This is a genomic window from Mycolicibacterium neworleansense (genome assembly GCF_001245615.1).
Classification (GTDB): domain Bacteria; phylum Actinomycetota; class Actinomycetes; order Mycobacteriales; family Mycobacteriaceae; genus Mycobacterium; species Mycobacterium neworleansense.
On sequence record NZ_CWKH01000003.1, the window covers coordinates 109,266 to 130,546 of the forward strand.

Consider the following 21,281-nt stretch of genomic DNA (forward strand, 5'->3'; position numbering starts at 1 on the left):
TGGCGGGGGCTTCGAATGACGGAAACTGCGACGTGCCGTGCATGCGGCACCGAGCCACGGGCGGGTGCCCGGTACTGCGACGCGTGCGGCGCACCGGTCACCTCGACACCCGGTGCCGAGTACAAACAGGTCACCGTCTTGTTCGCCGATGTCGTCCGGTCAATGGACATCGCGGCCACTTTGGGCGCCGAACGGCTTCGCGAGATCATGAGCGAGCTGTTCAACCGCTCCGCCGCTGTGGTCCGCCGCTACGGCGGTACCGTCGACAAGTTCACCGGCGACGGCATCATGGCCATCTTTGGAGCACCAGTTGCGCTGGAGGACCATGCTTTTCGGTCCTGCCTGGCCGCATTGGAGATCCATCAGCAGACCGCCCTGCTGGCGGTGCAGGTGAAAGCCCGCGACGGCCTCGACCTGCATCTTCGGATCGGGCTGAGTTCCGGTCAGGTCATCACCGGCGAGGTCGGCACCGACACGATGAGCTACACCGCGATCGGCGAGCACGTGGGCATGGCGCAACGGATGGAATCGGTCGCCCCGCCCGGCGGCGTGATGCTCACCGAATCGACCGCACACCTGGTCAAGGACACCATGAAGCTCGGCGAACCCGAGATGGTGCAGATCAAGGGTGCCGACCACCCGATCCGGGCACGCCGGCTCCTGGAGGTCGATTCCGCCCACGACCTGCTCAACATCAGCGAATCGACGCTGGTGGGCCGGGGCTGGGAATTGTCCGCCGTCGAGGGCATCCTCGAGCGCTCGATCCAGGGGCACGGCAGCATCGTCCTGCTGGTGGGCGGGCCCGGGATCGGCAAGAGCCGACTGGTCAGTGAGCTCGCCGCGAAGGCCGCCGCGCGCGGCGTGCCGGTGCACTCGACTTTCTGCGAGTCGCACACCACCGAGATTCCGTTCCACGCCATCGCCGGTCTCCTGCGGGCCGGATTCGGCGTGGCAGACCTGGACCGCGAGGCCGCGCGCGCGAAGGTCCGGGCCCAGATTCCCGACGACGCCCCGGAGAGCCTGGAGCTGCTCGACGACCTGCTCGGCATCGCCGACCCCGACGTCATTCTGCCGACGATCGACCCCGACGCTCGCCGGCGCCGACTCACCACCCTGGTCAACGCGGCGTCGCTGGCACGGACCACCCCGACGGTCTACGTCGTCGAGGACGCGCACTGGATTGACGGCGTCAGCGAGTCGATGCTGTCGGATTTCCTGTTGGTGACCCCACAAACCCCGTCCCTGGTGGTGATCACCTACCGCCCTGAATACCACGGCGCGTTGAGCCATGTGCACGGTGCACAAACGATTGTGCTTGCGCCGCTGAATGATTCGGAGACCTCCGCCCTGATCACCGAACTGCTGGGGACCGGCGACGGAGTTGGTGATCTCACCGAGACCATCACGGGACGCGCCGCCGGGAACCCGTTCTTCGCCCTCGAGATCGTGCGTGACCTGGCCGAACGCGGCCTGCTCCGCGGCGAACGAGGCGCCTACGCGTTGTGCGACGGGCACGGCCGGGTGAGCGTGCCGGCCACCCTGCAGGCCACCATCGCGGCGCGGATCGACCGGCTGGACCCGGCGGCCAAGCGAACACTGAGCGCCGCCGCGGTCATCGGGTCACGGTTCAGCGCCGGGTTGTTGACCTGCCTGAACACGGAGCCGGCGTTCGAGGAGCTGATCGAGGCCGAGCTGATCGACCAAGTGCAGTACACGCCGCACGCCGAGTTCGCGTTCCACCACCCGATGGTGCGCACCGTGGCCTACGAATCACAGCTCAAATCCGATCGCTCGGAACTGCATCGCCGGCTGGCCGACACCATAGCCGAGCGCGAGCCCGAGCAAGCCGACGAGAACGCGGCGTTGATCGCCGAACACCTGGAAGCCGCCGGCGACCTGCGGGCGGCCTACGCCTGGCACATGCGCGCCGGTGCCTGGGCGAACACCCGCGACACCGCAGCGGCACAGGTCTGCTGGGAACGCGCCCGCCAGATCGCCGATCTGTTGCCCGCCGACGATCCGGATCGGCCGGCGATGCGGATCGCGCCTCGCACCCTGGTGTGCGGCAACGGCTTCCGCAGCAAGGTCAGCGTCTCGGGCGCCCGATTCGAAGAACTGCGCGAGCTGTGCGAGGCCGCCGGAGACAAGGCCTCCCTTGCCATCGGAATGGCCGGGCTGACCGGCGAATTGATGCTTCAGGGCCGCGTGCGCGAGGCGTCGCGCCAAGTCTCCGAACACATGAGCCTGATCGAGTCCATCGGCGATCCGGTACTCACCGTCGGACTGTCCGCCACCCCGATCTCACTCAAGATCGAGAGCGGAGAAATGGGTGAGGTGCTGCGCTGGTCTCAGATGGCGATCGACCTGGCCGACGGTGATCCCACCAAGGGAAACTTCATCGTCGGCTCACCACTGGCGGTCGCGGTAGCGGCCCGTAGCATCGCGAAATGGGCACTGGGCCTTGAGGGTTGGCGGGCGGATCTGAGTCATGCACTCGCCATGTCACGCAACACCGACAGATTTACCCACGCGCTCGTGATCACCTGGACGTACTTCACCACGGTGTCCTGCGGGGTACTGCTCGCCAGCGACGAAGCACTGCGCGACATCGACGAGGCCCTGCAGACCACCGAGGGAGCCGGCGACGACATCGCGCTCGGCCTTGCCCGCGTGACCATGGGGTACGCACTGCTGAACCGGGATTCCCCGGCCGACCGGGAAAGAGGGCTGGCGATCCTCGGACAAGTCCGGCAGATGTGCCTGAGCGGACGGTTCTACCTCTCCGAGCTCGTCGGCATCGATGTCTACACCGCGCGCGAGCGGGCCAAGCGCGGTGACCGGGCCGGCGCGATCCGGGTGCTGCGCCAGGCGATCGACGACCTCTTCCACAGCGGGCAGCTGTCGTACAACATCCTGGCGACAGGGATCCTTGCCGAAACGCTCCTGGATCGTGGCGCCGAGGGCGACTTGGACGAAGCGGAGGCCGCCATCGGGCGGCTGGGTGCGATCCCCGCCGACGATGGCCTGATCCTTCGCGACATCGTGCTCCTACGGATCCGTGCGCTCATCGCCCGCGCTAAAGGCGACGACACCGGCTACCGGTATTTCCGCGACCGATACCGAGACACGGCAACGAGGCTGGGGTTCGAGGGGCACATGGCGCTGGCCGCCGCGTTGGCCTGAGTGGGTGCTTTCTCTTCTCCTGTCGGTGGGCGGTGGCATACTCGAACGTATGTTCGATGTGGTGTCTGATGTGGTCCTGATCGACCAGGTCGGTGCTGCCTCGCGGGCCGAGTCGGTGGCGATCGCGGCCCGGTTCACCGCGATCGGGGCGTTGGACACCCTGCGTGAACAGGAACTGATCGACAGCATTTTGTGGCGCACCGACCCCTACGAGGAGGTGTGCGCCGAGGTGTCGGCGGCGATGCGGATCAGCCGGGGCCGGGCCCGCACCCAGGTGCATCACGCCCGGGTGTTGCGCGACAAGCTGCCCCAGGTGGCGGCCCGCTTCGCCGTCGGCGATATCGATTATCGGGTGGTTCGGATGATCATCACCCGCCGCACCCACCGCCCCCGAGGGCACCGAGCCCGGGTACCGCCCCTCGGTGGCACTCTCGGAGTTCATCCGCTTCCGTGACCTGACGTGCCGCTTCCCCGGTTGTGACGCCCCGGTGCAACGCTGCGACATCGACCACACCATGCCCTATCCGCAGGGCCCGACCCATCCGTCCAACACCAAGCTGTACTGCCGGGCACACCACCTGGTCAAAACGTTCTGCCCGGGCTGGTCGGATCGTCAGTTACCCGATGGGACAGTAGAAATCACCACACCCACCGGGCACACCTACACCACCGAACCGCACGGCGCCGCGATGTTCCCGACCCTGGCCACCCCGACCGGGAACCTGCACCTGCCCGAACCCCAAGCTCCGACCCCGAACTCGAACCGCGGCGCGAAGAAGCCCAAACGCTCACGCACCCGCGAACAAGACCGCCAAGACCGCATCGCCGAAGAACGACGCCTGCGCGCCGAACTCAACAACGACCTCGCATACGAACGCCACTACCAAGCCTGGCTCGCCGAAGAATACGGACCACCACCACCATTCTGACCCGCATGTGATGCACCGGGCGGCGGCGTCCGGCCCGACCGAAAGGGTACAAAGGTGCCACCGCCGAGCTACGTGAGCGGTAGCGTCCGTGGATAGCGGCAGACGGGAGAACCCATGAAGCTCTGCATCATCGGAGGCTTGGCCACCGTGCTGACGGTGACCGGGCTGATCACCTCGGCCCCGCCGGCCAGTGCCGGCTGCCTGTATGGCGGCAACGTCATCAGCAAGTGCGACGGACCCATCCAGCCCGACGGCAGCTGGCAACGTTGCATCGGAACGTGGGGCTATGTGCCCAGCGGTTGGAGCTCCCATCTGGTGCCCGTCAAGCGCTGCGACCCGATGGGGCCCGGCCATGACTACCCCTTCGATTTCACCTTCGCCGACCCTCCGACTCATATCGACGGTTGACCTCAGCCGAGTAGTCACCCGGCGTGCTGCCGAGCATCGTCCGGAAATCGTTGATGAAGTGGGCCTGGTCGTACCAGCCGAGTCGCACTGCGAGATCGGCGAAATCGACGCCGGGCACGCTCTCGATCTCCAGTGCCGCCTGCTGCAACCGATACCGGCACAGCACCCACTTGACCGTCACGCCGACATAGCGACGGAACACCCGTTGTGTGGTCCGCGTGCTCCACGGTGACAGCGCCATGACCTGCTCGACGCGATGCAGGGTCGCGTCGTCGCGCATCCGGTCGACCAACGGGGCCAGCGCACGGTAGGTGTCATCCAACGGTGCGGTAGACGCGGCGATGGCATCCTCCAGCCGGGAGCGGACGGTAGCCGCGTCCTCGCCGAGAATCACTGGTGCACCGAATAACTCGTCACTCACCGGCACCACCCGTCCGGTCATCGCAGCGGCGTCGCCGCCGAAGCGAGCGGTGAAACCACCGGGCCGGAAACGCGCCCCGACCACACTCCCCCGCCCGCTGATGGTGATACGGAAAACCTTGGGCACGACGCCGTGCAGCAATGTGCAGGGCAGCTGATGGCCATGGCGCACAACATCATCGCCCCATTCACGGGTCAGATGCATGGCCGGGAAGGTGATCACCGTGCTCTCGAACGGCCCCTCAGCGTGCCGGTCCCAGGTCACCGACCAGAAGTGCTCCACGAACCTTGCCGCGCCCTCCGACGGCGCCCACCGGTGGAGGTCGAACGCCGAGACATTTCCGGCGCGGCCGACCACGCCCCGTTCTGGCGCGTTTTTCCAAGCGGCCATGGGCCACAGCCTACGAAACTGGTCTACATGAGTGTCACACCTGTTCCGGAGGGCTACACCAGCCTGACCCCGTTCATCTGCGTCGACGGTGCCGCCAAGGCGATCGCGTTCTATCAGAACGTGTTCGGCGCTGAAGTCGTCGAGCGGATGGACGGACCCGACGGCACCGTCGCGCATGCCGAAATGGACTTCGGCACCGGCCGGCTGCAACTGGGAGACCCGCAGGAGGCCTACCAGATCGCCGCCCCCGCACCGGGGGCCGCGGCCACGCATTCGATCGGGTTCTACTGCCCCGACGTGGACGACGTCGTGGCCCGGGCCGAGCAGGCCGGCGCGACGATCCGCGAGCCCGCGCAGACCTTCGTCACGGGCGACCGGTTCGCGTCCATCCTCGACCCGTTCGGCCAGCGCTGGACCGTGATGACGCGCGTCGAGGACCTCACGCCGCAGGAGCGTGAACGACGCGTCGCCGAATGGGCGGCCACCGCCGGAGGTTAACGTGGCGGGATGTCTTGCGTGTTCTGCGCCATCGTCGCTGGTGTTGCCCCCGCCATCCGCGTCTACGAGGACGACGATTACCTGGGCATTCTCGACATCAGGCCGTTCACCCGGGGCCACACCCTGGTGATTCCGAAGCGGCACACCGTCGACCTGACGGACACGCCGCCGGAGACGGTGGCCGCGATGGCAGGCATCGGCCAGCGCATCGCGCGCGCGGCCCGGCTGTCCGGGCTGCACGCCGACGGCAACAACATCGCCATCAATGACGGCAAGGCTGCCTTCCAGAGCGTGTTCCACATCCACCTGCACGTGGTGCCGCGCCGTTCCGGCGACAAGTTGTCGTTCGCCAAAGGGATGGTGCTGCGCCGTGACCCGGACCGCGAGGAATCCGGGCGCCTCCTACGTGCAGCGTTGGCGCAGCTCGACGAATCCGCGCAGGATTGAGCGCATGAGCATGCCCTGGTGGGAGCGTTACATCGGCCTCCCGATGTTGTTGTTGCACGACAAGATCTACAAAGCCACCGACGGCCGGATCGGCCATACGATTCCGGGTGGCCCGTCGACACTGATCCTGCATACGGTCGGCGCCAAAACCGGCCAGCAGCGCGCGAATTCGCTGGCCTACGCCAAGGACGGCGCCGACTACCTCGTCGTGGCATCCAAGGGCGGCGAGCCCAAGGCTCCGGGTTGGTACCACAACCTGAAAGCAAAACCGCAGGTCGAGATCAACGTGGGACCCAAGCGGTTCGGCGTGACGGCCAAGCCGGTGCTGCCCGGAGACCCGGATTACCCGCGGCTGTGGGACATCGTGAACAACATGAAGGGCAACAAGAACCGCTACATCGGCTACCAGAAGCGGACCACACGCCCGATTCCGGTGGTCGTGCTGACGCCCTAGCGGCTCAGAACAACTCCTTGGCGAGCAGTTCCAGGGTGGTGTCGCGGGCCGTCGCGGTGGCCGGATCAGCGCCGCGGCGGGCCGACCCCACCGGGTTGACCATCACCTCATCGACATCGAATTCTTCGGCCAGTGCCCGGACCTGCTCGGCCGCCTCGGTCGGCGAACCGACGACGGCACGCCGAAGCCCGGAGGCCACGATGGCCTGCGCCTGCGGACTGAGGGTCGTCGCCTCGGCATCCTCGACCAGGTCGAGGGCGCCGAGCGGCTGACCGGTCCGCAGCCGGCCCATCATCTGCAACTGCGGCAGCAGCAGCGCCTTGGCCTCCTCGGTGGTCTCGGCCACCGAGGCGTTGACCGTCAGGAAGGTCACCGGCTCCGACGCCAGGTCACTGGGCTGGAACTCGTCGCGGTACACGGCCAAGGCCTCGGCAGTGCCCTGCCCGGAGAAGTGATGGGCGAACACATACGGCAACCCCTTGGCCGCGGCCAGATGCGCCGAGTACATCGACGAACCGAGCAGCCACATGCGCGGCTCGGTGACCGCGGCGGGCGTCGCCTTCAGCACGTAGTTCTCGCGCATCAGATCGCGCGGCAACGGCACCCGCACGCCACGGGCGCTCATCAGCGCCACCACATCGTCGAGGTACTGCGGGAACGCCTCGATATCGCGATCATCACGGCCCGCGGCACCGCGCAGTGCCAGCGAGGTGACCGGGTCGGAGCCCGGGGCCCGGCCGATGCCGAGGTCGATGCGGCCGGGATAGGCGGCCTCCAGCAGTGCGAACTGCTCGGCCACCGCCAGCGGCGCGTGGTTGGGCAGCATCACCCCTCCCGACCCCAGCCGCAGCTGCGAGGTGTGCGCGGCCAGATGCGCGATCAGCACCGGCGGGCTGGTGGCCGCGACCGCGGGCATGTTGTGGTGCTCGGCGAGCCAGTAGCGCGTGTATCCCAGCCGGTCAGCGGTCTGCGCCAGGTGCGTCGTCGCCTTCAGGGCATCGGCGGTGGACTGGTCGGTGCGTACCGGGACGAGGTCTAGGACAGAAAGCCGCATGACAGCGTCAACGTCATGGGCCGTCCGGTTCGTTCCCGCCCGCCTGCGCCACCAGGTGTCTGGCGGTGACGAAGATGTCGTCGAGCATGGCCGGGGTGAGCCGGCCGGTAAACGTGTTCTGCTGGCTCGGGTGGAAACAGCCGAGCAGGGTGACGGGGCCGAAAGCCGAGGTCAGTGCCGCCGTCGCACCATGGCCGAACTTGGGTGCGGGTTTGATGTCCGAACCGATCAGCTCCAGCGCCGCCCGCCACGCGAACCCGCCCAGCGCGATGACCACCCGCGCCGACGGCCCGGCCAGCCGCCACTCGGCCTGCAGCCACGGCGCGCAGGTGGCCCGCTCGGCCGGGGTGGGTGCATTGGCCGGCGGTGCGCAGCGCACCGCGGCGGCCATGCGGGTGTCGATCAACTCCATGCCGTCGGCGGCGTCGACGCACACCGCCTGGTTGGCCAGCCCGGCCCGGTGCAACGCGGCGAACAGGAAGTCCCCCGAGCGGTCCCCGGTGAACACCCTGCCGGTGCGGTTGGCACCGTGGGCGGCCGGGGCCAACCCGACGATGAAGATGCCGGGCCGCTCGGCACCGAACCCGGTGGCCGGCCGTCCCCAATAGGGTTGATCGGCAAAGGATTTCCGCTTGGCCACGGCCACCTCCTCACGCCACTCGACCAGTCGGGGGCAGGCCCGGCACACCGAGATCCCCGCGTCCAACTCGGTCATCGTCGCGGCCCGCCCGGCCAGCCGCCGCACCTGCGCCGCGGTCTTGGCCACCGGCGTCGTCGCATCCGCCGGGTCACCGGGCCAGCCCGAGCCGGGCGGCACCGGCGACGGGAACAGTCCCCCGATCCCCGGATGCGGCAGTTGAGGCATCGACATCCCGTCCACTGTGCCGGAAAACTCGTCGCGGCGGGTGCGGGCGCGCTGTTAGATTCGGCCGCGATACCCCATGACGAACACCAAACGCGGTCCACTGCTGCTGATCCTGTTCGCCGCGTTGATGGCCGGCGCTGGGAACGGCATCACGATTGTCGCGTTCCCCTGGCTGGTGTTGCAGCGCAACGGTTCTGCGCTCGATGCGTCGATCGTCGCAATGGCCGGCACCCTGCCGCTGCTGGTCGCCACCCTGATCGCCGGAGCAGCCGTCGACTATCTGGGCCGCCGACGGGTCTCGATGATCTCCGATCTGCTCTCGGCATTGTCGGTGATGGCGGTCCCGGTGCTGGCCCTGATATTCGGGGTGGACGCGGTCAACGTCGCGGTGCTGGCGCTGCTGGCCGCCCTCGGCGCGTTCTTCGATCCCGCCGGGATGACCGCACGCGAGACGATGCTGCCCGAGGCCGCCGGGCGGGCCGGGTGGACGTTGGACCACGCGAACTCGGTGTACGAAGCGGTGTTCAACCTGGCTTACATCGTCGGGCCCGGTATCGGCGGTCTGTTGATCGCCACCCTCGGCGGGATCAACACCATGTGGGTGACCGCCGGGGCTTTCTGCTGCTCGATCCTGGCCATCTCGATGCTGCGACTGGAAGGCGCGGGCGCCCCGGACCGCTCGGTGCTGACCGAGGGTGTGCTCGCGGGTATCGCCGAGGGGCTGCGATTCGTCTGGAACACACCGGTATTGCGCACGCTGGCGATCGTCGACCTGGTGGCCACCGGCCTGTACATGCCGATGGAATCCGTGTTGTTCCCGAAGTACTTCACCGACCGCAACGAGCCCACCGAACTCGGCTGGGTACTCATGGCGCTGAGCATCGGCGGACTGCTCGGTGCGCTCGGCTACGCCGTGCTGTCGAAATACATGAGCCGGCGGGCCACCATGCTGACCGCGGTGATCACGCTCGGGGTGGCGATGACGGTGATCGCGTTCCTGCCGCCGCTACCCCTGATCCTGGTGCTGTGCGCGATCGTCGGGTTCGTGTACGGACCGATCGCACCGATCTACAACTACGTCATGCAGACCACCGCGCCGCAGCACCTGCGCGGCCGCGTGGTCGGGGTGATGGGCTCACTGGCCTACGCGGCAGGCCCGCTCGGACTGATCCTGGCCGGCCCGCTGGCCGACGCCGCCGGGCTGCATGCGACGTTTTTGGCGCTGTCCCTGCCGATGCTGGCCCTGGGCCTCGTCGCGGTGTTCCTGACCGCGCTGCGCGAGCTGGACCGGCCTAGCCCCTGACCCGTGGCGGGGCAAAGGCTTTCGCCAATCGGGCGACCGCGTCAGGATCGCCCTCGATCTCCAGGCGGCCATCGGCCAACAGGCCCGGCACCTGAGCCGGGTCCATCGCCGCGCCCAACACCTCGGCCTCGCCGGTGAGCGTCACGTCGGCGGGTGCCGCGTCCTCGCACGCGTCCACGCTCTCCGGACCGATCGCGACGGTGGCCTGCCCTTCCGGAGTCACCAGGCACACCGTGACCGGTGGCCCGTCGCGGTCCGCACGGACAAAGGCACGCACTGCGCGGATCAACCATTCGGGACGCACGGCATCCCCGGGTGCGCGGGTCTCGATCAGATGCCTGCCCCACCGCGTGTAGGCGTTGATGACGTCCTCCAGCGCGCGGCCGTCGTCGGTGAGCTCGTAGACCGTCGTGGACGCGGGCTTGGGCAGCGTGTGCTTGCGCACGAGCCCATGGGCCTCCAGATCACGCAACCGGCCGGCCAGCATGTCGGTGGCGATCGGAGCCAGAGTGCCCAGCAGATCCCCATAGCGCTTGGGCCCGTCGAGGAGGTCGCGCACCACCAGCAGGGTCCATCGATCCCCGACCAGGTCGAGGCTTTTCGCCAGTGCGCAGTGCTGGCCGTACGAACGTGACGCCATGCAGCCAGGATACCGCCGATTGGAATTTCCAATTTGGTACTTGTTTTTTCCAAGTATGTGGTTCTAGCGTGATGTCATGACCCTCGACAACCTGCTCGCCGCCGCCTCCGACGAAGCCCTGGCCTTCGCCGATCTGCTCGAAAGCCTCGAGCCCGCCCAGCGGCGGTCCCCCACTCCGTGCGCCGGGTGGACCATCGACGACCTGGCCGACCACGTGGCCGTCGTCTGTTTCCGCGATGCAGAGGCCTACCACCGGGCCCGGGCCCAAATCACCACGCCGCCCGGAGAACTCACCATGGCCAACCCCGATCTACCGGCCGCCATCCGGCTGGCCGTCAGACATCTGCAGGCCGCATTCGACCAGGCACCCAGTCAATGGCCCGTGATACCGGCCCCGTTCGGCGACTTCCCGGTGGCCGCCGCGCTGCGCTCGCTGATCCTGGAGTTCGGCGTGCACCTCGACGACCTGAAGGTGGCCACCGGCGACCGGAACTCGACGTTCTCCCCCGCTACCATCGAAGCCATCCTCGGATTCGGCGAGTTGTTCCTGCTCCGCCAGGCCCAACCGCTGGAGAGCGGGCCCGTCACCCTGCGACTGACCGCGCCGTCGAAATCCATGGCGATCACCTGGACGGGGACGAACTGGACCCCCGGCGCCGGCGCTCAGGAGCACCGCGTCGAAGGCTCAGACGACGCGATCGCCCGGCTCATGCTGCGCCGGGGCGAGGCCGACGACCTGGTGGCCGCAGCTATCCGTCCACTCTAGGAGAAACCGAAATGACAACACTGACAACACCTCTCGTCGACATCGATGCCACCCCGACGTTCGACCACCTGCTCGACATCCGTATCGCCTTCGAGGCGGTACATGTGTTTCCCACACCCCTGGGCACGCGCATGACCTACGTCGTCAAGCACGGCCGGTGCGTCGGACCGCGTATCGCCGCCGACGTCCTGCCCGGCGGCGGAGACTGGGTTCTTCTCGGAACCGACGGGGTGGCGCGCCTGGATGTGCGCGCCACCCTGCGCACCGACGACGGCGCCGTCATCTACCTGACCAACACCGGACGGGTCCGGATGGACAAGGCGGCCGCTGACCGGTTCACCGCCGGGGAACTGATCCGCCACGACGAGATGACAGCGAGGTCCAGTCCACTGTTCGAGACCGGTGACGAGCGCTACCGCTGGCTCAACGCCGTCCACACCGTTGCCATCAACCAGGTATCGCTCAGCGAAGTGCACTACCGGGTGTTCGCCGTCGGCTGACCCCCGCTCGTAGGATCGCGGTGTGCTGTCAGAGCTGATCGCCGAACTGCCCGAAGGTGTCGTCGTCACCGACCCCGACATCCTGGCCTCCTACCGCCAGGACCGGGCTGCCGATCCGGCCGCGGGCACCCCGCTGGCGGTGGTCCGGCCCACTCGCACCGAAGAGGTGCAGACCGTACTGCGCTGGGCCAGCGCCCACCAGGTGGCGGTCGTGCCGCGCGGTGCGGGAACCGGGTTGTCCGGCGGCGCGACGGCACTCGACGGCGGCATCGTGCTGTCCACCGAGAAGATGCGGGACATCACCGTCGATCCCGTTACCCGCACCGCCGTCGTGCAGCCCGGCCTGCTCAACGCCGAGGTGAAGAAAGCCGTTGCCGCCCACGGACTCTGGTACCCACCCGACCCGTCGTCGTATGAGATCTGCAGCATCGGCGGCAATGTCGCCACCAACGCAGGTGGGCTGTGCTGCGTCAAATACGGCGTCACCACCGACTACATCCTGGGCCTGCAGGTGGTGCTGGCTGACGGCACCGCGGTGCGCCTGGGCGGTCCGAGGCTGAAAGATGTTGCGGGCCTGAGCCTGACGAAGCTGTTCGTCGGCAGCGAGGGCACGCTCGGCGTGGTCACCGAGGCGACCCTGCGATTGCTGCCCCCGCAGCATTCGCCATGCACCGTGGTGGCCACGTTCGATTCGGTCGAGGCCGCCTCGAACTCGGTCGTGAAGATCACCGGAAAGATCCGGCCGTCCATGCTGGAGTTCATGGATGCCGTGGCGATCAACGCCGTGGAGGACAAACTCAAGATGGGCCTGAACCGCACCGCCGCGGCCATGATGGTGGCCGCCTCCGACGATCGTGGGGCTGCCGGCGCCGACGACGCCGAGTTCATGGCTCAGGTGTTCACCGAATGCGGTGCCACCGAGGTGTTTTCCACCTCCGATCCGGACGAGGGCGAGGCCTTCGTGGCGGCCCGCCGATTCGCCATCCCGGCCGTGGAGGCCAAGGGATCCCTGCTGCTCGAAGACGTCGGCGTACCGCTGCCCGCCCTGGCCGAACTGGTCAGCGGAGTGGCCAAGATCGCCGCCCAACGGGACCTGCTGATCTCGGTGATCGCCCACGCCGGTGACGGCAACACCCACCCCCTGATCGTGTTCGACCCGGCCGACGCCGACATGGCCGCGCGGGCCCAGCTGGCCTTCGGCGAGATCATGGACCTTGCCGTGGGGCTGGGCGGCACCATCACCGGCGAGCACGGCGTGGGCCGGCTCAAACAGCCGTGGCTGGCCGGGCAGATCGGTCCCGACGCCGTGGAACTGAATCACCGGATCAAGCGGGCGCTGGACCCGCTGAACATCCTGAATCCGGGCGCGGCGATCTAGCGGGGCTCAGCCCATACCGAAGGCGCTGAGCAGACTGGTTGTGCGCCAGGCGATCAACGCGGCGAACAGCACCAGCACCCCCACCGAGACCCCGACCTGGATCGCATTGCGGCGTTCACGCGGGGCGTAGACGAAGGCCGCGGCAACGCCCGCGCCGGTGATCAATCCGCCGATGTGGCCCTGCCAGCTGATCGCTCCGGTTCCGAGTGCGGGGCCGGCGAACGTGAACACCAGGTTGATGATGACGACGGCGGCGATCGAGCGGACGTCGAGATTGAGCTTGCGGGCCACCACGAAGATCGCGCCGAACAGACCGAAGATCGCGCCGGAGGCCCCGGCCGTCGCGCTGTTCAGCGGCGACAACAGGTACACCAGCACGGAACCGCCCAGCCCGCTCAGTGCATACAACGCGCCGAATCGCAGCCGGCCCAACCACTGTTCCAGCGGTGGCCCCACGACATACAGCGCCCACATGTTGAACAACAGGTGCATCGCGCCGTAGTGCAGGAACATCGACGTCACCAGGCGGTAGTACTCGTCGTGCGCGGCGACACCGGGCGGCCACAGCGTGAGTTCCTGCTCCAGGTTCTTCGACGCCATCTGCAGCACGAACATCAGCACGTTCACAGCGATCAGCGCATAGGTCAGGATCGGCGCCCCCGTGCGCATCTTCCCGCCGAACTGTGTGCGCGGCGCCCGCACCGACTTGGCGCCCTCGTTGACACAGTCCACGCACTGATGGCCCACGGACGCCGAGCGCATGCACTCCGGGCAGACGGGACGCTGGCAGCGCGTGCAGCGCACATAGGTCGGGCGGTCCGGATGCCGGTAACACGTCGGCGTCTGGGCAGGTAGCTGCGGCGTGCCAGGGGTGCTCATCACGCCCGAGCCTAATGCCAACCAACTATTGACACTGATCCCGTGAATGTCGTACCAATAAGACATGGCAGCGACTTTGTCTCACAGCCCCGCCCAGTTCGTACCCGCCGACGCCGACACCTGGCCCAACCCGTGGCCGATGTATGCCGCGCTGCGCGACCACGACCCGGTTCACCACGTGGTGCCCGAGGAGTCTCCGGAGCACGACTACTACGTCCTGTCCCGGCACGCCGACATCTGGGCCGCGGCCCGTGACCACGGCACCTTCTCCTCCGCGCAGGGCCTGACCGTCACCTACGGCGAGCTGGACATGATCGGGCTGGCCGACAATCCGCCGTTCGTCATGCAGGACCCACCCGTACACACCGAATTCCGCAAGCTGGTCTCGCGCGGGTTCACCCCGCGGCAGGTGGAGGCCGTCGAACCGAAGGTTCGGGAGTTCGTCGTCGAGCGCCTCGAGGGGTTGCGCTCGAACGGCGGCGGCGACATCGCCGCCGAGCTGTTCAAGCCGTTGCCGTCGATGGTGGTGGCGCACTATCTCGGGGTGCCCGAGGAGGACCGGGACCAGTTCGACGGCTGGACCGACGCCATCGTCGCCGCCAACAGCTCGGCCGGCGGGATCACCGCGGCGATGGGCACCGCCGGAGCGGCCGTGGCCTCGATGATGGCCTACTTCTCCGAGCTCATCGAACGGCGCCGGAGCGAGCCGGGCGATGACACGATCTCGCACCTGGTGGCGGCGGGCCAAGAAGAAGGAGCCGCCGACGTCGTTGACCTGCTGTCGATCCTGGCCTTCACCTTCACCATGGTGACCGGCGGCAACGACACCACCACCGGAATGCTCGGCGGTGCAGTGCAACTCCTGCAGCAGCGGCCGGATCAGCGTCAGCTCCTGATCGACGATCCCGAGCTGATCCCGGAATCGATCGACGAGTTCCTGCGGCTGACCTCCCCGGTGCAGGGCCTGGCCCGCACCACCACCCGCGACGTCACCATCGGCGACACCACCATCCCGGCCGGCCGCAAGACTCTGCTGCTGTACGGCTCGGGCAACCGGGACGAGCGTGAATTCGGCGACAATGCAGCCGAACTCGACGTGCGGCGGGCACCGCGCAACATCCTGACCTTCAGCCACGGTGCGCATTTCTGCCTCGGCGCGGCGGCCGCCCGCATGCAGTCCCGGGTCGCGCTGACCGAACTGCTCTCTCGTTACCCGAATTTCGAGGTCGACCTGGACGGCGTGACGTGGGCCGGGGGCAGCTACGTGCGACGGCCGCTGTCAGTGCCGTTCCGGGCCGGGACCTGATGCCCCGCGACTGGTTGGCGGTCCGGCGGTCCGAAGTGGCCGCCGACCACATCCTCGATGCCGCCGACGCCCTGTTCACCCAGAAGGACGCGGCGACCGTCGGCATGCACGAGATCGCGTCGGCCGCAGGGTGTTCGCGCGCCACGCTCTACCGGTACTTCGAAAACCGCGACGCGCTCTATACCGCCTACGTGCACCGCGAGGCACGACGGCTGTACGAAGAGGTCAGCGAACAGGTGGCCGCCGTCACCGATCCGGCGCACCGGCTGATCGAAGGCGTGATCACCGCACTGAACGCAGTGCGCGCCAGCCCGGCACTGGCCTCGTGGTTCGCCACCGCGCAGCGGCCGATCGGTGGCGAGATGGCCGAGCACTCCGAGGTGATCCGGGCGCTGGTCGAGGGATTCGTGCGCTCGCTGGCCGGAACGGCGACGCAGGCCGACGACCAGGTGGGCCGCCGGGCCCGGTGGTTGGTGCGCGTGATGGTCTCGCTGCTGATCTTCCCCGGCGTCGACGAGGCCGATGAGCGCACCATGCTGGCCGAGTTCGTCGCCCCGCTGGTCATCCCGGGTCAGCTGCCGGTCGAGTAGCCGATTGCCGGGCAGGACGGACCGACCTGCCCCATACTTTCGAGTATGGCCAGCCACCCGACGCCACTGCCGCCGCTACCGGCGGTCACCAGCATTGCCGAGGTCGTCTCGGCGATCGACACGATCACCGACTGGGCCGTGGAAACGTCAAGTCGGCTGGGCTATTTCGCTGCCCTGTACAAGCGGATCACCATCGCGGTCGGAACCGCGGTCCGGGAGGGGGCGTTCGAGGACGGCCCACGCATGGACCGGCTCGACGCGGCGTTCGCGCAGCGCTACTTCGATGCGCTCAACGGCTATTTCCACCCCGACCGGTACCCGAGGCCCACGCGGTCGTGGCGGGCCACCTTTCAGTGGGCCGACAAGCCAGAGCCGATCCTGGTGCAGCACATGCTCGCCGGAGTCACCGCCCACATCGTCCTCGACCTCGGCATCGCCGTGCAGGGCCTCGCCGGTGCGGGCCGTCTACCGATGCTGCACAAGGACTTCAACACCATCAACGCGGTACTGGCAAGCCAGATCGGTGGCGTGGTCAACGACATCAACGACCTCTCGCCGGCGCTGGCCGACATCTATGCCGTGCTGCAACAGCATCAGATCTTCGTCCTCAACGAGGCGATCCGCTCCCTGCGCGACAGCGCTTGGCGGTTCGCCACGGTGCTGGCCCTGGAACCAGGATTCGCGCGGCCGCCGACGATCTGGGGGCGCGACCTGCAGGTGAGTCAGCAGGCGCAGGCCGTCTTCGACCCGCCCAGCCTGGTCGGCGCATTCGATCTGGCGGTCAGGGAGATCGCCGCGCGCGAAAGCCGCGACGTGGCCCACAACGTGGCCGTACTCGACCAGATCGCCGCGACGCCGGCCCCGATCCGGACCGCGCTGTGAGCCGCTGACCCGGCTCAGGCCACCCAGTAGGCCTGCGCCTTGATCGATTTGCGCGGGATGCCGTACTCCTCGCGGAACACCCGCGCCACCGCCCGGGTGGTGCGATTGTTACAGGCGACCCAGCCGAAGTGATCGGACGCGTCGAAGGCCGATGCGCTGAGGGTCTCCAGCAGGTCCTCGTCGAATCGGTCCACCCAGACGATCTCCGCGCCCCCGTTGACCGGTAGCTCACGGTCGTCGTCGTACCCGGCTTCCAGAAAGACCCAGGCCGGGGTGTCCCCGATGGCATCCAGCAGCGAGTTGATGGCCGGAAGCGACGCGGTGTCGCCGACGATCAGGTAACCGGCCGGCGCAGGTTCGGGCAGCGTGAAGTTGCTGCCGAGCACCGTCACGTCCAAGACGTCGCCGGGCTGGGCGTCACGTGCCCAGCGGGTGGCGATGCCGTCGTGCATGGCGAAATCGATGTCCACCGTTCCGGCCCGCGGGTCAGCGTTGACCAACGTGTAGCCGCGCTGATGAGCCTTGCCCTCGTCAGGGAACCAGCCCCGCACCCACATCGTGGGGTGCACCCGCTGTTCGGCGAGCAACTTCTCCGCACGGAAGTGCAGCCTCAGGTAGTTCGGCGTGAGTTGGGTACGACCCGACACCGTCAGCTCGTAATCGCCGCCCCGGCAGAGTTTGACCAGGGCCCCTTCCAGCCCCCGCGACGCCTTCTGCTCACCCATACGCACCTCCCGAGAAACACCTTTGTTAGGTAAGCGTACCCTAACTTAGAAGTCAGGAGCGGACGCGCGTGAACCGGTGCAGCAGCCAGGCGGCCGGGATGGTGAACACCATGGTGAGCACGAACAGGTTGAACATCGACCCCGTATAGACCGGATCGCGCATCACCTCGACCATCACCAATTCCATGATCATCAGGTGGATCAGGAAGATCTCGTACGAGATCTCACCCAGGAAGACCATCGGCCGGGACGCGAGAAACCGGTTGTACCAGCCGCTGTCGCCGAGAGCGGGCGGCGCCACCAGCAATGCCGCGATCACCGCATAGAAGAACGTCTTGAACAACGCCTCGCTCAACTTGGCCGGCGACGTGGTGGGCTCCCCCGCGATCGGCGTCGACGCGATGAAGTAACACACCACGGCCAACGGCACACACACCATCCCGTAACCGCGCACCTTGAGCTGCCCCAGCACCGTCAGCGCCATCCCCGCCACGAACCAGGCCATATAGGTGGGCAGCCAAAGCCGGGCGCCGTCAGGCAGATTCGTCGAATCGTGCACGATCGTCAGCCACACCGGCGAGACCGCGGCCAGCAGCGCCAACCCGAAGAACAACAGCCCCGGCCGCCAGCGCCGCCGGCACAACACCACCAGCAGCAGATAGGCCAGCAACGGCAGCACCACGTAGAACGCCGCCTCCACCGCCAGGCTCCACATCTGGGTCAGCCCCTGATGCAGATAGGAGAACAGATAGTTGTCGGTGTAGATCTGGGTCAGGGTCAGGTTGCGGAACAGGCCCATCCAGGTGTGGCCGGGATTCGGGCCTGCCGTACGGAAGTGGTACAGCAGATAGGCGAGCAGCACCGTGACCACATAGGCCGGCATGATCCGTCGCACCCGGTGCCACGCATAGCGACGGACGGACGGGTCCGCACCGCCGGTGGCCGCGGCTTTCACCCACGGCCGGAACAGCAGAAAGCCGCTCAGTACGAAGAAGATCGGGACACCGATCTCGGCCCGCGAATACACCAGACCGAGATAGCCCTGCCCGTACTTGCCGGTGGTGTAGGCCGCGTGCGTGAGAACCACCAGAATGGCGGCCACCGCGCGGATCCCGGTCAGTGCGGCGACGCGCGTCGAAGCCGGGGCCACCGAGTCGACCGACTCAAGGCCACCCTGATCCGACGGCCCCGTCACGCTCCTGGAGACCGTCACTTGGTCTTCCGGTGTGGCTTCCCCGAGCGGTCGCGGTAATCCGAACGATCTTTCTTGTCGGATCGGCCTTTGTACTCGGATCGGCCCTTGTACTCGCGGCGCGGCCCACGGTCACCCCGGTCCTCACCACGATCCGGCACCAGATTGATCAGCATGCCCGAGATCCGGGTGTTCTCAAGCGCTTTGAGCGTCTTGCTGGACAACTTCTCCGGCAGCTCCACCAGCGAGTAATCCCCGCGGATGGTGATGTGGCCGAACTCGTTGCGGTGCAGGCCGCCCTCATTGGCGATCGCGCCGACGATGTGGCCGGGCCCCACCTTGTGCCGCTTACCCACCGAGATTCGGTACGTCGCCAAGCCCTCACGCGGTGCCCGCTCCTTGCGTGGGCCCCGATCCTCACGGTCCCGGTCACGCTCCCGGCGCTTCTCCGGCGGCGGCTCGGTCATCAGGAACTCTTCACCGTTGCGCGACTGCAGCGCGAGCGCCGCGGCGATGTCTGCCATCGGCACGTCGTTCTCGCGCTCGTAGTCCTCGATCAACCGGCGGAACAACTCGAGGCCGTCTCCGTTGAGCGAATCGGTGATCGAGTCACGGAACTTGGCCACGCGCTGCGCATTGACGTCGTCGACACTGGGCAGCTCGGCCTCGACGACCTTCGACCGGGTGTGCTTCTCGATCGACTTGAGCAGGTGACGTTCGCGCGGAGTGACGAACAGCAGGGCATGCCCGGAGCGGCCGGCCCGGCCGGTGCGGCCGATGCGGTGCACATACGACTCGGTGTCATGCGGGATGTCGTAGTTGACGACGTGCGAGATGCGCTCGACGTCCAGACCACGCGCCGCGACATCGGTGGCGATCAGGATGTCGATCGTCCCATCCTTGAGCGCGGTGATCGTGCGCTCACGCTGAGCCTGGTTGATGTCGCCGTTGATGGCCGCGGCCGCGAAACCGCGGGACTTGAGCCGCTCGGCGACTTCCTCGGTGGCCTGCTTGGTGCGGACGAACACGATCATCGCGTCGCCCTCTTCGACCTCGAGCACCCGGGTCAGCGCGTCCAGCTTGCGCGCACCGGCGACCTGGATGAAGCGCTGCGTGATGTTCTCGGCGGTCGCGGTCTTGGCCTTGACCGTCACCTCGACCGGATCGTGCAGGTACTTGGTGGTGATCTTGCGGATGGCCGGCGGCATCGTGGCCGAGAACAGCGCCACCTGCTTGTACTCCGGGGTGTCGGCGAGGATCCGCTCGACCTCTTCGGCGAAGCCCATGGTGAGCATCTCGTCGGCCTCGTCGAGCACCAGGTAGTCCAGGTTCGACAGATCCAGCGTGCCGCGCTCGAGGTGGTCGATCACACGACCAGGCGTGCCCACCACCACCTGCGCGCCGCGCCGCAGACCGGACAGCTGCACGGTGTAGGACGCGCCGCCGTAGATCGGCAGCACGTTGATCTCCGGCAGATGCGCACCGTAGCGGCCGAATGCCTCGGCGACCTGCAAGGCCAGTTCGCGGGTCGGCGCCAGCACCAGGGCCTGGGTGTTGCGGCTGGAGGTGTCGATCTTGGACAGGATCGGGATGGCGAACGCCGCGGTCTTACCGGTACCGGTCTGGGCGAGCCCGACCACATCGGAGCCCGCGAGCATCGCCGGAATGGTCGCGGCCTGGATCGCCGAAGGCGATTCGTAGCCGACATCAGTGACTGCCTTCAGCACCGCAGGGTGAATCTGCAGGTCGGCAAACGTTGGGGCGGTATCCCCCGAATCCGGGTCTGGCGAGCTCATCGGTTCAGAAGTCTAGTGCCAATAGGGCGGAATCCCGGCCGCGCGCCTGCACAAACCCGCCAGGGGGCCACGGTAGGTTGCCCAACTGTGAAACGGGTCGCAGAGTTCGCCATGGCCCCCGGGGTCGTATTGGCGACCGTGCTCACGCTCACCGGGTGCGGATCGGGTGACTCCACGGTCTCCAAAACCCCCGACTCCGGACCCGGCCCGGCGCCCACCTCGGTGACCGCACCGGCCGCCAAGGCCGCCCCCACCTCCGCACCCACACAGGCCGACCCCTGTGCGGTGAACCTGGCCGCCCCCGAGATCGCCAAGGCCGTCTCGGAGCTGCCCCGAGACCCGCGCAGCAATCAGGCCTGGAGCCCCGAGCCACTGGCGGGCAACTACAACGAGTGCGCGCAACTGTCGGCGGTGATCGTGCGGGCCAACACCAACTCCGAACACCCCAACACCCGGGCGGTGCTGTTTCACCTCGGCAAGTTCATCCCGACCGGCGTGCCCGACACCTACGGCTTCAACGGCATCGACAAGACGGCCAGCACCGGTGACACCGTGGCGCTGCAGTACTCCGGCGGGTTCCACGGGCTGGCCAGCACGGTGAAGTTCCGCTGGAACGGCGGCGGCGTCGAGTTGATGGGCAACACGGGCTGAGCTTTTCCTGCCGCGAGGCAGACG

23 protein-coding genes are annotated in these 21,281 nt (G+C 67.6%); 15 read left to right on the plus strand and 8 right to left on the minus strand.

The window, feature by feature from the left end:
* Positions 1–15: 15 nt before the first annotated feature.
* The 4 genes from BN2156_RS24965 to BN2156_RS24975 all read left to right on the plus strand — a co-directional run bounded on the left by BN2156_RS24965 (position 16) and on the right by BN2156_RS24975 (position 4,520).
* Positions 16–3,183: an ATP-binding protein gene (locus BN2156_RS24965; protein ID WP_090517710.1), complete on the plus strand. Its 3,168-nt coding sequence runs from the start codon at positions 16–18 to the stop codon at positions 3,181–3,183.
* Positions 3,184–3,232: 49 nt separating this feature from the next.
* Positions 3,233–3,637 (plus strand): DUF222 domain-containing protein, encoded by a 405-nt coding sequence (locus tag BN2156_RS31550; RefSeq protein WP_407661750.1) that lies wholly within the window; start codon positions 3,233–3,235, stop codon positions 3,635–3,637.
* A complete protein-coding gene (locus tag BN2156_RS31555) occupies positions 3,606–4,112 on the plus strand; it encodes an HNH endonuclease signature motif containing protein (protein WP_407661751.1) in 507 nt (168 codons plus the stop codon). Before BN2156_RS31550 ends, BN2156_RS31555 begins: the two co-directional genes overlap by 32 nt.
* A gap of 114 nt (positions 4,113–4,226) precedes the next feature.
* Positions 4,227–4,520 carry a CDGP domain-containing protein gene (locus BN2156_RS24975; protein WP_090517711.1) on the plus strand — a complete coding sequence of 98 codons (294 nt, stop codon included), beginning with the start codon at positions 4,227–4,229 and terminating at the stop codon, positions 4,518–4,520.
* Here the strand turns inward: BN2156_RS24975 and BN2156_RS24980 are convergent.
* Positions 4,483–5,331 carry an AraC family transcriptional regulator gene (locus BN2156_RS24980; protein WP_090517712.1) on the minus strand — a complete coding sequence of 283 codons (849 nt, stop codon included), beginning with the start codon at positions 5,329–5,331 and terminating at the stop codon, positions 4,483–4,485. The two genes, BN2156_RS24975 and BN2156_RS24980, sit on opposite strands and share 38 nt — an antisense overlap.
* 27 nt (positions 5,332–5,358) lie before the next feature.
* Here BN2156_RS24980 and BN2156_RS24985 point away from each other — a divergent pair, with 27 nt between their 5' ends.
* The 3 genes from BN2156_RS24985 to BN2156_RS24995 are packed head-to-tail and all read left to right on the plus strand — an operon-like array spanning position 5,359 to position 6,730.
* A complete protein-coding gene (locus tag BN2156_RS24985) occupies positions 5,359–5,829 on the plus strand; it encodes a VOC family protein (protein WP_090517713.1) in 471 nt (156 codons plus the stop codon).
* A 9-nt stretch (positions 5,830–5,838) separates the two neighbouring features.
* Complete coding sequence (locus BN2156_RS24990) at positions 5,839–6,276, plus strand: HIT family protein (protein ID WP_090517714.1); 438 nt, start codon at positions 5,839–5,841, stop codon at positions 6,274–6,276.
* A gap of 10 nt (positions 6,277–6,286) precedes the next feature.
* Positions 6,287–6,730 carry a nitroreductase family deazaflavin-dependent oxidoreductase gene (locus tag BN2156_RS24995; protein ID WP_090518531.1) on the plus strand — a complete coding sequence of 148 codons (444 nt, stop codon included), beginning with the start codon at positions 6,287–6,289 and terminating at the stop codon, positions 6,728–6,730.
* Positions 6,731–6,734: 4 nt separating this feature from the next.
* Here BN2156_RS24995 and BN2156_RS25000 read toward each other — a convergent pair whose 3' ends face one another.
* Both BN2156_RS25000 and BN2156_RS25005 read right to left on the minus strand, forming a co-directional pair.
* Positions 6,735–7,784 carry an LLM class flavin-dependent oxidoreductase gene (locus BN2156_RS25000; RefSeq protein ID WP_090517715.1) on the minus strand — a complete coding sequence of 350 codons (1,050 nt, stop codon included), beginning with the start codon at positions 7,782–7,784 and terminating at the stop codon, positions 6,735–6,737.
* Positions 7,785–7,797: 13 nt separating this feature from the next.
* On the minus strand, positions 7,798–8,655 hold the full coding sequence (locus tag BN2156_RS25005) for a uracil-DNA glycosylase (protein ID WP_090518532.1): 858 nt from the start codon (positions 8,653–8,655) through the stop codon (positions 7,798–7,800).
* A gap of 70 nt (positions 8,656–8,725) precedes the next feature.
* Between BN2156_RS25005 and BN2156_RS25010 the strand changes: the two genes are divergently transcribed.
* Positions 8,726–9,952 carry a multidrug efflux MFS transporter Tap gene (locus tag BN2156_RS25010; RefSeq protein WP_090517716.1) on the plus strand — a complete coding sequence of 409 codons (1,227 nt, stop codon included), beginning with the start codon at positions 8,726–8,728 and terminating at the stop codon, positions 9,950–9,952.
* Here the strand turns inward: BN2156_RS25010 and BN2156_RS25015 are convergent.
* Entirely contained in the window at positions 9,942–10,592 is a 651-nt protein-coding gene (locus BN2156_RS25015) for an HxlR-like winged helix-turn-helix transcriptional regulator (RefSeq protein WP_090517717.1), read from the minus strand. The genes BN2156_RS25010 and BN2156_RS25015 overlap by 11 nt on opposite strands.
* A gap of 76 nt (positions 10,593–10,668) precedes the next feature.
* On the opposite strand from BN2156_RS25015, the gene BN2156_RS25020 reads away from it, so the two are divergent.
* Genes BN2156_RS25020 through BN2156_RS25030 form a run of 3 tightly spaced genes read left to right on the plus strand, consistent with a single transcriptional unit; the run spans position 10,669 to position 13,236 of the window.
* Complete coding sequence (locus BN2156_RS25020) at positions 10,669–11,358, plus strand: maleylpyruvate isomerase family mycothiol-dependent enzyme (RefSeq protein WP_090517718.1); 690 nt, start codon at positions 10,669–10,671, stop codon at positions 11,356–11,358.
* A gap of 11 nt (positions 11,359–11,369) precedes the next feature.
* Positions 11,370–11,858 carry a DUF3237 domain-containing protein gene (locus BN2156_RS25025; RefSeq protein ID WP_090517719.1) on the plus strand — a complete coding sequence of 163 codons (489 nt, stop codon included), beginning with the start codon at positions 11,370–11,372 and terminating at the stop codon, positions 11,856–11,858.
* Positions 11,859–11,880: 22 nt separating this feature from the next.
* A complete protein-coding gene (locus tag BN2156_RS25030; RefSeq protein ID WP_090517720.1) occupies positions 11,881–13,236 on the plus strand; it encodes an FAD-binding oxidoreductase in 1,356 nt (451 codons plus the stop codon).
* Between the two features lie 6 nt (positions 13,237–13,242).
* Here BN2156_RS25030 and BN2156_RS25035 read toward each other — a convergent pair whose 3' ends face one another.
* Positions 13,243–14,115 carry a rhomboid family intramembrane serine protease gene (locus tag BN2156_RS25035; protein WP_162839257.1) on the minus strand — a complete coding sequence of 291 codons (873 nt, stop codon included), beginning with the start codon at positions 14,113–14,115 and terminating at the stop codon, positions 13,243–13,245.
* Positions 14,116–14,179: 64 nt separating this feature from the next.
* On the opposite strand from BN2156_RS25035, the gene BN2156_RS25040 reads away from it, so the two are divergent.
* Genes BN2156_RS25040 through BN2156_RS25050 form a run of 3 tightly spaced genes read left to right on the plus strand, consistent with a single transcriptional unit; the run spans position 14,180 to position 16,893 of the window.
* Positions 14,180–15,421 (plus strand): cytochrome P450, encoded by a 1,242-nt coding sequence (locus tag BN2156_RS25040; RefSeq protein ID WP_090517722.1) that lies wholly within the window; start codon positions 14,180–14,182, stop codon positions 15,419–15,421.
* Positions 15,421–16,011 (plus strand): TetR/AcrR family transcriptional regulator, encoded by a 591-nt coding sequence (locus BN2156_RS25045; RefSeq protein WP_090518533.1) that lies wholly within the window; start codon positions 15,421–15,423, stop codon positions 16,009–16,011. The genes BN2156_RS25040 and BN2156_RS25045 overlap by 1 nt, the downstream gene beginning before the upstream one ends.
* A 45-nt stretch (positions 16,012–16,056) precedes the next feature.
* The gene (locus tag BN2156_RS25050) at positions 16,057–16,893 is read left to right on the plus strand and encodes a DUF5995 family protein (RefSeq protein WP_090517723.1); all 837 of its coding nucleotides are present in this window, start codon (positions 16,057–16,059) and stop codon (positions 16,891–16,893) included.
* Positions 16,894–16,907: 14 nt separating this feature from the next.
* Here the strand turns inward: BN2156_RS25050 and BN2156_RS25055 are convergent, their stop codons facing one another.
* The 3 genes from BN2156_RS25055 to BN2156_RS25065 are packed head-to-tail and all read right to left on the minus strand — an operon-like array spanning position 16,908 to position 20,606.
* Positions 16,908–17,618 (minus strand): siderophore-interacting protein, encoded by a 711-nt coding sequence (locus tag BN2156_RS25055; protein WP_090517724.1) that lies wholly within the window; start codon positions 17,616–17,618, stop codon positions 16,908–16,910.
* Positions 17,619–17,670: 52 nt separating this feature from the next.
* On the minus strand, positions 17,671–18,831 hold the full coding sequence (locus BN2156_RS25060; protein WP_090517725.1) for an acyltransferase family protein: 1,161 nt from the start codon (positions 18,829–18,831) through the stop codon (positions 17,671–17,673).
* Positions 18,828–20,606, minus strand: a complete 1,779-nt coding sequence (locus tag BN2156_RS25065; protein ID WP_090517726.1) for a DEAD/DEAH box helicase — start codon at positions 20,604–20,606, stop codon at positions 18,828–18,830. The genes BN2156_RS25060 and BN2156_RS25065 overlap by 4 nt, the downstream gene beginning before the upstream one ends.
* 111 nt (positions 20,607–20,717) lie before the next feature.
* Here BN2156_RS25065 and BN2156_RS25070 point away from each other — a divergent pair, with 111 nt between their 5' ends.
* Positions 20,718–21,257: an LppP/LprE family lipoprotein gene (locus BN2156_RS25070; protein WP_090518534.1), complete on the plus strand. Its 540-nt coding sequence runs from the start codon at positions 20,718–20,720 to the stop codon at positions 21,255–21,257.
* Positions 21,258–21,281: the final 24 nt, after the last annotated feature.

Excerpts from the sequence above, each read along its gene's own strand:
- BN2156_RS24965 (WP_090517710.1), top strand. The coding sequence starts at position 16 with ATGACGGAAACTGCGACGTGCCGTGCATGCGGCACCGAGCCACGGGCG.
- BN2156_RS31550 (WP_407661750.1), top strand. The coding sequence starts at position 3,233 with ATGTTCGATGTGGTGTCTGATGTGGTCCTGATCGACCAGGTCGGTGCT.
- BN2156_RS24975 (WP_090517711.1), top strand. The coding sequence starts at position 4,227 with ATGAAGCTCTGCATCATCGGAGGCTTGGCCACCGTGCTGACGGTGACC.
- BN2156_RS24980 (WP_090517712.1), bottom strand. The coding sequence starts at position 5,331 with ATGGCCGCTTGGAAAAACGCGCCAGAACGGGGCGTGGTCGGCCGCGCC.
- BN2156_RS24985 (WP_090517713.1), top strand. The coding sequence starts at position 5,359 with ATGAGTGTCACACCTGTTCCGGAGGGCTACACCAGCCTGACCCCGTTC.
- BN2156_RS24990 (WP_090517714.1), top strand. The coding sequence starts at position 5,839 with ATGTCTTGCGTGTTCTGCGCCATCGTCGCTGGTGTTGCCCCCGCCATC.
- BN2156_RS24995 (WP_090518531.1), top strand. The coding sequence starts at position 6,287 with ATGCCCTGGTGGGAGCGTTACATCGGCCTCCCGATGTTGTTGTTGCAC.
- BN2156_RS25000 (WP_090517715.1), bottom strand. The coding sequence starts at position 7,784 with ATGCGGCTTTCTGTCCTAGACCTCGTCCCGGTACGCACCGACCAGTCC.
- BN2156_RS25005 (WP_090518532.1), bottom strand. The coding sequence starts at position 8,655 with ATGTCGATGCCTCAACTGCCGCATCCGGGGATCGGGGGACTGTTCCCG.
- BN2156_RS25010 (WP_090517716.1), top strand. The coding sequence starts at position 8,726 with ATGACGAACACCAAACGCGGTCCACTGCTGCTGATCCTGTTCGCCGCG.
- BN2156_RS25015 (WP_090517717.1), bottom strand. The coding sequence starts at position 10,592 with ATGGCGTCACGTTCGTACGGCCAGCACTGCGCACTGGCGAAAAGCCTC.
- BN2156_RS25020 (WP_090517718.1), top strand. The coding sequence starts at position 10,669 with ATGACCCTCGACAACCTGCTCGCCGCCGCCTCCGACGAAGCCCTGGCC.
- BN2156_RS25025 (WP_090517719.1), top strand. The coding sequence starts at position 11,370 with ATGACAACACTGACAACACCTCTCGTCGACATCGATGCCACCCCGACG.
- BN2156_RS25035 (WP_162839257.1), bottom strand. The coding sequence starts at position 14,115 with ATGAGCACCCCTGGCACGCCGCAGCTACCTGCCCAGACGCCGACGTGT.
- BN2156_RS25040 (WP_090517722.1), top strand. The coding sequence starts at position 14,180 with ATGGCAGCGACTTTGTCTCACAGCCCCGCCCAGTTCGTACCCGCCGAC.
- BN2156_RS25045 (WP_090518533.1), top strand. The coding sequence starts at position 15,421 with ATGCCCCGCGACTGGTTGGCGGTCCGGCGGTCCGAAGTGGCCGCCGAC.
- BN2156_RS25050 (WP_090517723.1), top strand. The coding sequence starts at position 16,057 with ATGGCCAGCCACCCGACGCCACTGCCGCCGCTACCGGCGGTCACCAGC.
- BN2156_RS25055 (WP_090517724.1), bottom strand. The coding sequence starts at position 17,618 with ATGGGTGAGCAGAAGGCGTCGCGGGGGCTGGAAGGGGCCCTGGTCAAA.
- BN2156_RS25065 (WP_090517726.1), bottom strand. The coding sequence starts at position 20,606 with ATGAGCTCGCCAGACCCGGATTCGGGGGATACCGCCCCAACGTTTGCC.
- BN2156_RS25070 (WP_090518534.1), top strand. The coding sequence starts at position 20,718 with ATGGCCCCCGGGGTCGTATTGGCGACCGTGCTCACGCTCACCGGGTGC.